Below are 12,591 nucleotides of genomic sequence, written 5' to 3' on the forward strand. Positions count from 1 at the left end.
TTCCTCGGTCGCTCGCCAGACTGGGACATCGGGGGACCAGCCGTCCGTGAGATGGGAGTTCTTCCCCCGATCGTGGCACAGCTCCGTGCCGCGTGGACGGAAGGCTCCGGGGTCCGTCGGCCGAAGCCGGTGCTTGACCTTGCCGCGGCGTCATGGTTTTTGCTGGCCTCATGCGTATCGGAGAGATCGCCGCGCTCGTCGGAGTCACCTCCCGGGCCGTCCGGCACTACCACCACATCGGGCTGCTGCCCGAACCCTCCCGGCGGGCGAACGGCTACCGGGCCTACACCGTCCGCGATGCCGTGCTGCTGGCGCGGATCCGGCGGCTGACCGAGATCGGGCTCTCGCTGGACGAGGTGCGGGACGTGCTGGCGGACGACGCGGGGCGGGAGCCGGCCGAGGTGCTCGGGGAGCTGGACGCGGACCTGGCCCGGCAGGAGCGGGAGATCGGGGAGCGGCGGCGGGTGCTCGCCGCGCTGCTGGAGACGCCGCCCGCCTCGGACGGGCCGCTCTCCCCCGCCCTGGCCACGCTGCTGGAGCGGGCGCCCGCCGCCGGGTCGCCGGCCGCGGCGAAGGACCGGGAGCATCTGCTGTTGCTGGACGCGGCGGGCGGCGGGGGCGGTGCCGGGTCGGAGCTGTACGCGGCGCTGCGGCCGCTGGCCGACGACCCCGGGGTGGCGGTGCTGTACGAGCGGCTCGACGAGCTGGCCGGGGCCCCGGCGGACGACCCCCGGGTCCCCGCCCTGGCGGCCGACCTCGCCGCCGCCGTACCGGACGAGGTCCTGGCGATGATCCCGGAGGGCGAGCCGTCGGCGGCGGGGTGGGGGCGGGCGCTGCTCGACGACTATCCGCCCGCGCAGCGCGAGGTGGTGCGCCGGGTGATGGAGGCGCTGGCCGCCCGGGTCCGCGCGACGCCGGGGAGGTCGGTGTGAGAGCGGCGGCCCGGCGGGCGGCCCGGGCCGCCCTGTGGGTGGTGCTGCCCGCCGAAGTGGCGCTGCTGGTCTGCCTGGTGGGCGGGGTACGGGTCACCGGCGCGGTCCTGCTGGCGGTCGAGGCGCTCGTCGTGGGCGTGCTCGTGCTGGAGGCCGCCGTGATGTGGCCGCTGTACACGGCCCGGCGGCGGGCCGGCGAGGGGCGGCGGGCGGCCGCGTCGTCGGCGGTGCGCGCCGTGGTGCCGGTGGCCGTGCGACGGCTGATGGTGCACGAGCTGCGGGCGCTGCACAGTCTGGGGGTGTGGTCCGTACGCCATCGGCACCGCATCCCCGCAGGGGCGCTGCCCTTCTCGTACACCGAGCCGCAGACCGGGACGATGTGGGTGCTCTTCTCCGCCTCCGTCCTGGAGACCGTGGTGCTGGCCCTGGTGGTCCCCTGGCCGCTGGTCCACCTGATCCTGCTGGTGGTGGGCGTGTACGGGACGGTGTTCGTCGTCGCCCTGCACGCGGCCTGCGTGACCCGGCCACATGTGGTGGAGGCAGACGGTTCGCTGCGGCTGCGCTACGGCGCCCTGTTCGACCTGCGGGTGCCCGCCTCCCTCATCACCGCCGCCCGGGTGGAGCGGCGCTACGACGGCGGTGGGCTCGTACGGGTCGACGGGAAGGGGGGTCTCGACCTGGCGGTGGGGAGCCGGACGACGGTGACGGTGGAGCTGGCGGAGCCGGTGGAGTTCGTCCGGCCGCTGGGGCGGAGCGGGAGCGCCCGCACGCTCCGGTTCCACGCGGACGATCCCCGGGCGGCGGTCGCCGCGCTCTCGCGGAGGCCGCTCACACCGGACGCACCCGTCCCACCGGACGCACCCGTCGTACCGGGTGCACCTGACATGCCCGTCATACCGCTCACGCCCGTCACGCACGGTGCACCCGACATGCCCGGTGCGCCCGTCACGTCCGTCACGTCCGTCACGTCCGTCACGTCCGTCACGTCCGTCACGTCCGTCACGTCCGTCACGCCGGAGCGAACAGCACCGTCCTCGCCTCCGGGCCCGCCCGGGTGAGCCGGACCCGCAGCCGTTCCCCCAGCGGGAGCGGGGCCGTACCGCCCTCGATCCGGCCGACGACCGCCGGGTCCCGGAGGTGGACCGTGCCGGTGGCCGGGTTCCGGTCCCCGACATCGATCACGTACGCGTCGAAGAGCTCGCCGACCCGCCCCTCCAGCAGCGCCGCCTCCACCAGGTCGACGCAGGCCCGCTCCACGGTGCCGGCGCGGCGCGTCCCCTCGGCCATCTCCTTCGGGAGGGCGGGCAGCGCCTCCCGTACCCACTCCGGGGGCTCCTTCCCCGCGGTCGCGGCGAGGCAGAGTTCGGCGGCGTACCGGTCGACCAGGCGGCGCAGCGGGGCCGTGCAGTGGGTGTAGAGGTCGGCCACGGCCGCGTGGACGGCGGGGTCGGGGAGTTCGCCGTGGTCGAAGGCGGTGTAGCCGGCGCCGCGCAGCAGGGTGGTGCACTCCTGGAGGAACGCCGCGTGGTTGCTCCGGCGCGGGTCGAGGGAGCGGACGATCCGGGCATACGGGACGTGGTGCGGCCAGTCGACGCGCAGGGCGCGGGCGGAGCGGCGCAGCCGGGCGACGGCCCCGTCCGGGGCGATCGGCAGGGTGCGCAGGATGCCGGTGCCCGTCTGGGCCATGAGGTGGGCGGCGGCGATCCCGGTGAGGAGCGAGATCTGGGCGTTCCAGGCCTCGGCGGGGAGCGGGGCGCGGTAGGCGAGGCCGTAGGAGCCGTCGTGCCCGGTGATCTCCTGCTCGGGGACGTCGAGCGAGATGCCGCCGCGGGCCAGCTCCTGTTCCTCGCGCAGCCGCCCGATCTCCCGGAGCAGGGCGAGCGGTTCCTCGGCGGTGCGGGCGTCGATCCGCCGCTGCACGCCCGCGTAGTCGAGCTTGGCGCGGCTGCGGACCAGGGCCCGGCGTACGTCGGTGGCGGTGGCCTGTCCGTCGCTGTCCAGGTCGATGCGCCAGAGCGCGGCCGGGCGGACCTCCCCGGGGAGCAGGCTGGCCGCACCCTCGGAGAGGACGGTGGGGTGGAGGGGGATGCGGTCGTCGGGGAAGTAGAGGGTCGTGACCCGGCGGTGGGCCTCCGCGTCGAGCGCCCCTCCCGGCCGGACGAAGGCGGCGACGTCCGCGATGGCGTAGTGCACCCGGTAGCCGCGCCCGCCCGGCCGGCGCTCCAGGTACATCGCCTGGTCCAGGTCGGTGGAGGCGGGCGGGTCGATGGTGAGGAGGGGGAGGCCTGTGGCGTCCTCGTGGGCCGAGAGCCCGGGGTCCCGTACGGCCGCCTCCGCCTCGGCCATCGCCTCGGCGGGGAAGGCGGCGGGCAGGTCCAGCTCGGTCCGCAGGTCGCGCAGGGCGGCCCGGAGCGAACAGTCGGCCGCTCCGGTCATACGCAGCTGACGGCGGGGCATGGACCGAGCGTAGGCCGGGGGACGGCGAGCGGCATCCGGGCGGGCGCGGGGCCGGCGCACGTGCTCCCGTACGGCGCCGGGGCCGGGGCCGGCGCATGTGCTCCTGTACGGCGCCGGGGCCCGGGGCCGTACGCCACGCGGAAGCCGTCGCGGCAGGGCACCCGCGCGGCCCCGTGGACGGGGCGCCGACCAGCACCATGGAGTCGGCCAGCACCATCGAGTCGGCCGGCCCCGGGCCCGTACGACACCTGGACGCGTACGGCACCTGGACGCGTACGGCGTCTGAAAGCCGTCGTGGCAGGGCGCCCGCACCCGGTCCACCGTCCGGGAGCCGTCACCCCAAGCCCGTCGGCCCCGGTGGCGTACCGGCGGCCCCGTCACGCCCCGTACCCTTGCCGGGGGTCCCGGCGCGCCCGCACGCCACCGGGGGCCGACCGGTCGTGCGTACGAAGGAGAACCGCCGTGCTCGTGCTGTTGCCGCCCTCCGAAGGAAAGGCCGCCTCGGGGCGCGGGGCTCCCCTGAAGCCGGAGTCGCTCTCGCTGCCGGGGCTCGCCGAGGGGCGGGCGGCGGTCCTGGACGAACTGGTGGAGCTGTGCCAGGCGGACGAGGAGAAGGCCCGTGAGGTGCTCGGCCTGAGCGTGGGGCTGCGGGGCGAGGTGGGGAAGAACGCGGAGCTGCGGACCGCCGGGACCCGGCCGGCCGGGGAGCTGTACACCGGGGTGCTGTACGACGCCCTCGGTCTGGCCTCCCTGGACGCGGGCGCCCGGCGCCTCGCCGCATCCTCGCTGCTGGTCTTCTCCGGGCTCTGGGGCGCGGTCCGGATCGGGGACCGGATTCCGCCGTACCGCTGCTCGATGGGCGTGAAGCTCCCCGGCCTCGGCGCGCTCGGCGCGTACTGGCGCACGCCCATGGAGGCGGTCCTGCCCGAGGCCGCCGGGGGCGGGCTCGTCCTGGATCTGCGGTCCTCCGCCTACGCCTCCGCCTGGAAGCCCAAGGGCGAGGTCGCCGCGCGGACGGCGAGCGTGCGGGTGCTCCAGTCGCAGATCGTGGACGGGGTGGAGAAGCGGTCCGTCGTCAGCCACTTCAACAAGGCGACCAAGGGGCGGCTGGTCCGCGACCTGCTGTCGGCGGGGGCCCGGCCGAAGAACCCGGCGGAGCTGGTGGAGGCGCTGCGCGACCTCGGGTACGTGGTGGAGGCCGAGGCCCCCGCACGCGCCGGGCGGCCGTGGTCGCTCGATGTGGTGGTGACGGAGATCCACTGAGGGAGGCGCTGCACCCACCGGAGGAGGGCGTTGCACCCACCGAGGGAAGGCGTTGCACCCACCAGAGGAGAGCGTTGCATCTACTGCAACGTGCGTTGCAGTAGATGCCGTCGGGCGGCAGGATGGGGCCATGACCTCCTCCCTGCCGCCCGCCGCGCCCTCCGACACCTCCGTACTGGATCTCGCCCCCGTCATCCCCGTCGTCGTCCTGCACGACGTGGCCGACGCGGTGCCGCTGGCGCGGGCGCTGGTGGCCGGGGGGCTTCCGGCGATCGAGGTGACCCTGCGGACGCCCGCCGCGCTCGACGCCATCCGGGCCGTCGCCGCCGAGGTGCCGGGCGCGGTCGTCGGGGCCGGTACGGTCATCTCGCCGCAGCACGTACGGGACACCGTCGAGGCGGGCGGCCGGTTCCTGGTCAGCCCGGGGTGGACGGACGCGCTGCTGGAGGCGATGCGGGGGGCCGGGGTGCCGTTCCTGCCCGGCGTCTCGACCACCTCCGAGGTGGTGGCCCTGCTGGAGCGCGGGGTGAGCGACATGAAGTTCTTCCCGGCCGAGGCGGCGGGCGGCACCGCCTATCTCAAGGCCCTCTCCGCCCCGCTCCCCCAGGCCCGGTTCTGCCCGACCGGAGGGATCTCCCTCGCCTCCGCACCCGCCTACCTCGCCCTGCCGAACGTCGCCTGCGTGGGCGGCAGTTGGATGGTTCCGGGAGACGCGGTGGCCGCCAAGGACTGGGACCGGGTGGCCCGGCTCGCGGCGGAGGCGGCGGCTCTGGGGGCCTGAGCCCCAAGAGAGGCGGAGGCGCTGGGGGCTGCTCCCGGGGAGAGGGAGCGGGTCCGGGAGCCTGCGCCCGCGGAGTGGCAGGGGGCCGAGCCCCGGGGAGGCAGCGGCGGCGCTCACCGGGTGCGACGCCTCACCGCAGGATCTGCACCGCGTACAGCCCGCCGATGGACAGCGCCAGCACCCCCAGCAGCAGCCGCAGCACCGTCTCCGGCAGCCGGGGCTGGAGGTGCGCGCCCAGGTATCCCCCGCAGAGGCCGCCCAGACCGCAGGCCAGGCCGAGCGTCCAGTACGGGGCGATGTCCCCGGTCACCGTCAGGGCGAGCAGCGCGTACGTCCCCGCGCCCACGACCGAGGTCGCGAAGGTGGCGGCCAGCGCGGCCGGGGCCACCTTCGCGACCGGCATGCCGCGCCCGACCAGGATCGGGCCGAGGAGCGAGCCGCCGCCGATCCCGTAGATCCCGCCCGCCACGCCGACGGCCAGGGCGAGGCGGGTGATGCTCCGGGGCGAGGGTTCCCGGACCGGGCCCCTCGTGCGCGCGGCGCGGTGCAGCGTACGGAGGCAGAGCCAGCCGCCCAGCGGGAGCAGCAGCACCGCGATGAGCAGCCGGAACACCGACGGGCCCGGCACCGCGAGGACCCGGATCAACGCGCCGGCGACGACCCCGGGGACCGTGCCCAGGATCAGCAGCCGGGTCAGGGGGCCGCGGAGCCCGCCGTTCCGGTGGTGGCGGAGCAGGGCGCCGGGGCCGGCCACCACGTTGTAGAGCAGGTTCGTCGGGGTGACCGCCGGGCTCGGCACCCCGAGCACGCTGACCTGGACCGGCAGCAGGAACACCGCCCCCGACACCCCGACCGGCGCGGTCACCACCGAGATCAGCAGCCCGGCGGCGAAGCCGAGCACCGCCGTCCACCCGTCCATCCCGTCCATCCCGTCCATCGGGACCCCGCGGCCCTCAGCGCAGGTGCGAGGTGTCGTTGAGCACCCGCACGGAGGCGTTGCCGTCCCCGTAGTACGCGACCGTGGAGATCGAGGCGGCCGACAGCTCCATCCGGAACATCGCCTGGGCCGGGGCCTCCAGCGCCAGCCGGACCAGTGTCTTGATCGGGGTGACGTGGGTGACGAGCAGGACCGTGCGGCCCGCGTACCGGGCGGTCAGCCGGTCCCGGGTGGCAGCGACCCGGGTGGCGACCTCCGTGAAGCTCTCGCCGCCGCCCGTCGGCGCGGTCTCCGGGTCCGCGAGCCAGGCCGTCAGGTCGTCCCCGTACCGCTCCCGCACCTCGCCGAAGGTCAGCCCCTCCCACGCGCCGAAGTCCGTCTCGCGCAGGCCCTCGTCGACGCGGACCTCCAGGCCGAGGCGGTCCGCGACGGCGGCGGCGGTCTCCCGGCAGCGGCGCAGCGGTGAGCTGACGATCTCCTGGACGGTGCCGAGGGCCGCGAAGTGGGCGGCGGCCCGGGCGGCCTGGTCGCGGCCGGTGGCGGAGAGTTCGGGGTCGGTGCCGCCGCTGCCGGAGAACCGCTTCTCGGGGGTGAGCGCGGTCTCGCCGTGCCGGAGCAGGACGAAGGTGGCGGGTGCGCCCAGGTCGGGGGCGGCGGCCCAGCCGACCTGCGGGGCCGGGGTGGCGGCGGTGCCGGACGACGACGATGCCGCCGCGGCCCCGGCGACCGCGACCGCGTCCGTCGGCTCGGGGGCCGTCGGTTCAGGGAGGGTCGGCTCGGAGGCTGTCGAGCCGGGCGCTTGCGGTCCCTCTTCCCCGACCTCGAACAGCGTTCCCGCCTCCGTACCGCCCCGCGCCGCCGCCAGCGCGGCCCGGGCCCTCGCCGCGCCCGCCGCCGCGTCGCCGGGCGGGCCCCGGTCGGGGAGCGGGGTGCGGGCGGGGGCGTCCAGCTCGGCGGTGGAGGCGGCGGCCTCCCACTGCCGGCCGTCGCGGCCCGCGTCCATCGCCTCGTTGGCGAGCCGGTCCGCGTGCTTGTTCTGCGCGCGCGGGATCCACTCGTACGTGACGGAGGACGGCGGCAGGACCGCGGCGGCGCGGGCCGCCAGCGGCTTCATGTCGGGGTGCTTGATCTTCCAGCGCCCCGACATCTGCTCGACCACCAGCTTGGAGTCCATCCGGACGTGGACCCGCAGCTCAGGACCGGTGGTCCCGGCATCCGGGAAGAGCGCCTTCGCGGCCGTCAGACCGGCGATCAGGCCCCGGTACTCGGCCACGTTGTTCGTCGCGACGCCGATGTACTCGGCGGCCTCCGCGAGCGTCTCGCCGGTGGCCGCGTCGATGACCACCGCACCGTAACCGGCGGGTCCCGGGTTGCCCCGGGAGCCGCCGTCTGCCTCGACCACCAGGCGGCGGACAGCGCTCATTACAGGCCCGACTCCGCGGTGCGGACCAGGATGCGGCGGCAGTTCTCGCAGCGCAGGACCGTGTCGGGGGACGCGGCCTTCACCTCGTTGACCTCGGTGATGTTCAGCTCCAGGCGGCAGCCCTCGCAGCGGCGCTGGTAGAGGCGGGCGGCGCCGACCCCGCCCTGCTGGGCGCGGAGCTTGTCGTACAGCTTGATCAGGTCGGCGGGGATGACCTCGGCGACGACCTCGCGGTCCTTGGTCACCGTGGCGGCCTCGGCGTCCAGTTCGGCGGTGGCGGCGTCCCGGCGGGCGGTGGCGTCGTCGACCTTGGCCTGGACGGCGGCGACCCGCTGGGTCAGCTCCGCGACCCGCTCCTGGGCGGCCTCGCGGCGCTCCATGATCTCCAGGACGACGTCCTCCAGGTCCCCCTGGCGCTTGGCGAGCGAGGCGATCTCGCGCTGGAGGCTCTCCAGGTCCTTCGGCGAGGAGACCGCGCCGGAGTCCAGCCGCTGCTGGTCGCGGACGGCGCGCTGGCGCACCTGGTCGACGTCCTGCTCGGCCTTGGTCTGCTCGCGGCTGGTGTCGCTCTCCTCGGTGGTGGAGGCGACCAGCAGGTCACGGAGCTGGGCGAGGTCGCTGCTGAGCTGCTCGATCTCGGCGTGCTCCGGCAGCGAGGCGCGCTTGTGGGCGAGCTGGGCGAGGCGTACGTCGAGTGCCTGGACTTCGAGGAGTCGGATCTGGTCGGCGGGCGCGGCGTTCAGTTGGGGGCTCCAGAGGAATGGTGGGTGGTCCAGGGGTCGGTGACCTGCTTCGAGACGTGGACCCGCAGGTCCCATCCGTTGCGGTCAGAGATCGCGTCGAGCTGCGCGGCCGCCTGCTCGCACCAGGGCCACTCGGTGGCCCAGTGCGCGGCGTCGACCAGGCCGAGCGGCGAGTGCTGCACGGCCTCGGAGGCCGGGTGGTGGCGCAGGTCGGCGGTGAGGAAGGCGTCGACGCCGGAGGCGCGTACGGCGTCGAAGAGGCTGTCGCCGGAGCCGCCGCTGACGGCGACGGTCCGCAGCTGCGCCTCCGGGTCGCCGGCCAGCCGGATGCCCTGCGCGGTGGCGGGGAGCCGGGCGGCGGCGCGGGCGGCGAAGGCGGCCAGGGTCTCGGGGTGGTCCAGCTCGCAGATCCGGCCGAGTCCGCGCCGCCCGTGGGGGTCGGTGGGGTCCGGTACGAGAGGTCCGGTGACCCGCAGGTCCAGGGCGGCGGCGAGGGCGTCGGAGACGCCGGGGTCGGCGGTGTCGGCGTTGGTGTGCGCGACGTGGAGGGCGATGTCGTGCTTGATGAGGGTGTGGACGACCCGGCCCTTGAAGGTGCCGGCGGCGACCGTCGTCGTCCCGCGCAGATAGAGCGGGTGGTGGGTGACGATCAGCTGGGCGCCGAGCTCCCGGGCCTCGTCCACGATCTCGTGGACGGGATCGACGGCGAAGAGCACCCGGTCGACCTCGGCGTCCGGGTCGCCGCAGACGGTGCCGACCGCGTCCCACCCCTCGGCCCGCTCGGGGGGCCAGAGGGCGTCGAGGGCGGCGAGGACTTCAGACAGACGGGGCACGGGGGAAAGGCTACCTGTCCGGGCAGGCCCGCCGCCCCGGGCCGCCGGACCGGTACGCCCGGGCCGGCGGCCGGACACGAATCGTTACTTCAGCAAGCCGCTCCGGCACGTCACCGGGTCGCAGCGGAGGCGACCGCTCCGGCGTAGGGGCCGGAGGCAGCCGCTCAGGCGGACGGGCCCGGAGGCGGGTGCGTCACCTGGCTCCGCGCGGGGCCGTCGCTTCGCCCGCCCCCGCTCGCGGACGGCTACTTCACCAGGTCCGCGCGGAGGTCGTCCAGGACCAGGCCCGCCGCGGTGACGCCGAGGCCCAGGTACCAGGTCTCGTCGGAGACGTCCTTGGCCCGGCCCTCCTTCACCGCGTCGAGCTTCTTCCAGAGCGGGTTGGCCCGGGCGGTGTCGCGCTGGGTCGCCTTCGGGTCGCCGTAGACGCCGGTGAAGATCCAGTCGGCGTCCGCCTCGTCGATCCGCTCCGGGCTGATCTCGGTGGCAAGGTCGTCGATCTGCTGGTTCTCCGGGCGGGGCAGGCCGACGTCCTCCAGGATCGTGCCGATGAACGACCCCTTCGCGTAGAGCCGGAGGCGGTCGGGCATGTAGCGGACCATGGAGACGGTCGGCTTGTCGGGGCCGATGTCCTTGCCCAGCTTCTCCGCCTTCGCCTGGTAGGCGGCGAGCGCCGAGTGGGCCTTCTCCGTGCGGTCCAGGGCGGCGGCGTTGAGGAGGTAGTTCTCCTTCCAGGTGAAGCCGGGGCGGATGGAGAAGACGGTCGGGGCGATCTTGGACAGTTCGTCGTACTGGTCGGCCGCGCGCAGCTGGCTGCCGAGGATCAGGTCGGGCCGGAGCCCCGCGATGGCCTCCAGGTTGAGGCTGTTGATCGTGCCGACGCTCTTCGGGCTGCCCGCGCCCTTCGCCAGGTACGAGGGGATGGCCGCGTCGCCCTCGCTGGGCGCGTAGCCGACGGGCTCGATGCCGAGCGAGACCACGTTGTCGAACTCGCCGACGTCCAGGACGACCACCCGCTTCGGGGCCGCCTTGATCTCGGTCTTCCCCAGGGCGTGCGTGACGGTACGGGGGAACACGCCCGGCTCCACCTCGGTGCCGTACGCCGCCGTCTTCCGCGCCGCGTCCGCGAAGTCCTTGCCGCCGGTGGCGGCGGCCGCCTTCTTGTCACCGCCCGCGTCCCCCTTGGCCGCCTCCCCGCCGTCGCCGCTCCCGCAGGCCGAGAGGGAGAGGGCGGCGGCGACCGCCAGGGCGACTGCGGCGGTGCCGCGAGGCCGAAGGGACATCGTCTGCTCCTGCTGGTGCGCGTACGTGCACGGGGCACGTCTGTTCGGTTAGGGCTGCCTCACCATAGGCATGGGCCCCCTCCGCCAGCACACCCGCCCTCGCCGCCTCAGGAGAATCCGGGCATCGCCACCCTTATGTGTGAAGTGCGGTGGCACGTGTTGTTCGGCTGGACGTGCGAAAACTAGCTTTCGTAGCCGGAGGTGACGAGCCCATGACTGCCTGTGCCATCGAGGGCGGAACCGCCGGGGCCGCCACGGCGGCGGACCCCGGCCCTGAGACGGCGGGCCCCGGCCCGGACGGGCCCGGCGAGGCCGAGGAGACCGGCGGGAGAGGAGGGCCCGGCGGGGTGGGGGAACCTGTCGGGGCGGGGGAAGCCGGCGGGTCGGGGGGCCGTGCTCCCGGGACGCCCCACGCCCCCGGTGCGCCCACCGCACCCGACGTACCCCGCGCCCCCGGCGCGCCCACCGCCCCCGACGTCCTCACGCTCACCGCGGACGGTGCGTACGGGGCGCGGCTGACGGCGGCGCCCGTTCCGCCCGGCGGGCAGCGGGCCTGGTACCCGGAGCGCTGGACGCTGGACGGGCCCGAGCCCTACGCCGTACCGCTGCCGCTCAACCAGCCCGAGGAGCCGGACGCGCAGGTGGTGCCGCTCGCCGACGGGCGGGTGCTGATCCGGCGGCGGGTGGCGGACCGTCAGATGTTCTCGCTGCTCTATCCGACCGGGCCGGCCACCGGCGAACTGGCCCTCGGCGCGGTCGAGTGCGAGAGGATGGTGCTGCTGCCGCCCTCGCCGGACGGCCGCAGCGTGTACGGCCTCACCGCCGGCGACCACTCCTCGCTGCTCTGGCTGGTGGCCGGGGGCTCCTTCGGGCCGGAGCTGGTCGCGGAGGTGCCCGGGCACTGCTCGGGCGGGGTCTGGCTGGACCGGGCGGGCCGGATGCTGGCCCTGGACCGGCGGCCGGCGGGCGGCGGGCCGGTCAAGGCGGTCGCCGTGGACCTGGAGCGGAACGGCGAGGTGACCCCGCTGCTCCAGATCGCGCCCGCGAGCGACGACCGGCTGCTGCTGGCCGACCCGGACAGCGGACTGCTCCTCATCCGCTCGAACGCCCCGGGCCACGACCGGCTCGGCTGGGGCGTGCTGGGCAGCTGTCTGCCCGTCCGCTTCCCGGAGTGCCTGCGTCCGGCGGACGGGGCGGTGACGCCGTTCGCCGTGCAGCCGGGTCAGATGCTGATGCCGGAGAGCTGCGCCGTGGCGCTGCGGGTGGACGGGCCGGCCGGGAGCTGGGTGGGGATCTGGCGTCCGCAGGGGCGGCGGCTGCACCAGTTCGCGGCGCCGGAGGGCTGGTCGGCGGGGGCCGGTTTCTGGAGCCGGGACGGCGTGCTGCACCTCCCGTACGCCACCCCCTCGACGCCCTGCGGGGTGGCGCTGCTCGACGCCCCGGGCGACGAGGAACCGCCCCCGGAGCCGGGCGGCACGGCGGGCGGCGGACACGGAACGGAACCGTCCGCGGCCGCCGCCCCTCCTGCCGTGTGTAAGCCGGTTCCCCTGGGGCAGGCGCCGCTGCACCGGGTCGCGTCGACTGGCTAGACTCGGGGCTCTTCAGGCTGCGCAGCCGTACCGGACGGGCACCGACGGTGACCGCGTCGGGCGGCGGAGGCGGGGCCCGCGGTACACGCACCACACACGCGGGTGCACAGGAACATCCGCGTGCGAACCAGGCAAGCGATCACAACGGGGTGACTTCCCAGATGTCCGAAGCCCGAACCGACTCGACCACGCCGCGCACGCCGGGGGGCGACGCGGAAGGGGCCGCGACCGGCGGTTCCGGAAAGCACCGAGGGGGTGCGTCGATGGAGAACACCTCGGTGCAGCCGCACGGCCGCCACCGCAGGCCCGCCCCGGAGGACTCGCGGGCGGCCTGAGCAGGAGGCGCAGAA

Annotated in this window: 12 protein-coding genes; 6 read left to right on the forward strand and 6 right to left on the reverse strand. The window is 75.5% G+C overall.

Features of this window, described 5'->3' with window-relative positions; translation table 11 throughout:
* Positions 1-170: 170 nt before the first annotated feature.
* Positions 171-932: a MerR family transcriptional regulator gene (locus ACQ9ZG_RS08205; RefSeq protein ID WP_499280188.1), complete on the forward strand. Its 762-nt coding sequence runs from the start codon at positions 171-173 to the stop codon at positions 930-932.
* Positions 929-1,990, forward strand: coding sequence for a hypothetical protein (locus ACQ9ZG_RS08210; RefSeq protein WP_499280190.1), 1,062 nt, complete (start codon positions 929-931; stop codon positions 1,988-1,990). The genes ACQ9ZG_RS08205 and ACQ9ZG_RS08210 overlap by 4 nt, the downstream gene beginning before the upstream one ends.
* Here the strand turns inward: ACQ9ZG_RS08210 and ACQ9ZG_RS08215 are convergent.
* On the reverse strand, positions 1,941-3,389 hold the full coding sequence (locus ACQ9ZG_RS08215) for an RNB domain-containing ribonuclease (RefSeq protein ID WP_258311856.1): 1,449 nt from the start codon (positions 3,387-3,389) through the stop codon (positions 1,941-1,943). The two genes, ACQ9ZG_RS08210 and ACQ9ZG_RS08215, sit on opposite strands and share 50 nt — an antisense overlap.
* 462 nt (positions 3,390-3,851) lie before the next feature.
* Between ACQ9ZG_RS08215 and yaaA the strand changes: the two genes are divergently transcribed.
* Both yaaA and eda read left to right on the forward strand, forming a co-directional pair.
* The gene (yaaA, locus tag ACQ9ZG_RS08220) at positions 3,852-4,652 is read left to right on the forward strand and encodes a peroxide stress protein YaaA (protein ID WP_028415469.1); all 801 of its coding nucleotides are present in this window, start codon (positions 3,852-3,854) and stop codon (positions 4,650-4,652) included.
* Between the two features lie 130 nt (positions 4,653-4,782).
* The gene (eda, locus tag ACQ9ZG_RS08225; RefSeq protein WP_028415468.1) at positions 4,783-5,433 is read left to right on the forward strand and encodes a bifunctional 4-hydroxy-2-oxoglutarate aldolase/2-dehydro-3-deoxy-phosphogluconate aldolase; all 651 of its coding nucleotides are present in this window, start codon (positions 4,783-4,785) and stop codon (positions 5,431-5,433) included.
* Between the two features lie 130 nt (positions 5,434-5,563).
* On the opposite strand, the gene ACQ9ZG_RS08230 is transcribed toward eda, so the two are convergent.
* The 5 genes from ACQ9ZG_RS08230 to ACQ9ZG_RS08250 form a co-directional block, all read right to left on the reverse strand.
* A complete protein-coding gene (locus tag ACQ9ZG_RS08230) occupies positions 5,564-6,352 on the reverse strand; it encodes a sulfite exporter TauE/SafE family protein (RefSeq protein ID WP_109914121.1) in 789 nt (262 codons plus the stop codon).
* A gap of 34 nt (positions 6,353-6,386) precedes the next feature.
* Positions 6,387-7,793 carry a bifunctional RNase H/acid phosphatase gene (locus tag ACQ9ZG_RS08235; protein WP_499280192.1) on the reverse strand — a complete coding sequence of 469 codons (1,407 nt, stop codon included), beginning with the start codon at positions 7,791-7,793 and terminating at the stop codon, positions 6,387-6,389.
* A complete protein-coding gene (locus tag ACQ9ZG_RS08240) occupies positions 7,793-8,536 on the reverse strand; it encodes a zinc ribbon domain-containing protein (protein ID WP_181006404.1) in 744 nt (247 codons plus the stop codon). Before ACQ9ZG_RS08240 ends, ACQ9ZG_RS08235 begins: the two co-directional genes overlap by 1 nt.
* Positions 8,533-9,369: a Nif3-like dinuclear metal center hexameric protein gene (locus tag ACQ9ZG_RS08245; RefSeq protein WP_028415465.1), complete on the reverse strand. Its 837-nt coding sequence runs from the start codon at positions 9,367-9,369 to the stop codon at positions 8,533-8,535. Before ACQ9ZG_RS08245 ends, ACQ9ZG_RS08240 begins: the two co-directional genes overlap by 4 nt.
* A 245-nt stretch (positions 9,370-9,614) precedes the next feature.
* Entirely contained in the window at positions 9,615-10,652 is a 1,038-nt protein-coding gene (locus ACQ9ZG_RS08250; protein WP_109916941.1) for an ABC transporter substrate-binding protein, read from the reverse strand.
* A gap of 212 nt (positions 10,653-10,864) precedes the next feature.
* On the opposite strand from ACQ9ZG_RS08250, the gene ACQ9ZG_RS08255 reads away from it, so the two are divergent.
* Positions 10,865-12,241, forward strand: coding sequence for a hypothetical protein (locus tag ACQ9ZG_RS08255; RefSeq protein ID WP_499280194.1), 1,377 nt, complete (start codon positions 10,865-10,867; stop codon positions 12,239-12,241).
* Positions 12,242-12,402: 161 nt separating this feature from the next.
* Entirely contained in the window at positions 12,403-12,576 is a 174-nt protein-coding gene (locus ACQ9ZG_RS08260; RefSeq protein WP_181398101.1) for a hypothetical protein, read from the forward strand.
* Positions 12,577-12,591: the final 15 nt, after the last annotated feature.

The sequence above is a fragment of the Streptomyces araujoniae genome, from assembly GCF_050871195.1.
GTDB classification, from domain to species: domain Bacteria; phylum Actinomycetota; class Actinomycetes; order Streptomycetales; family Streptomycetaceae; genus Streptomyces; species Streptomyces bacillaris.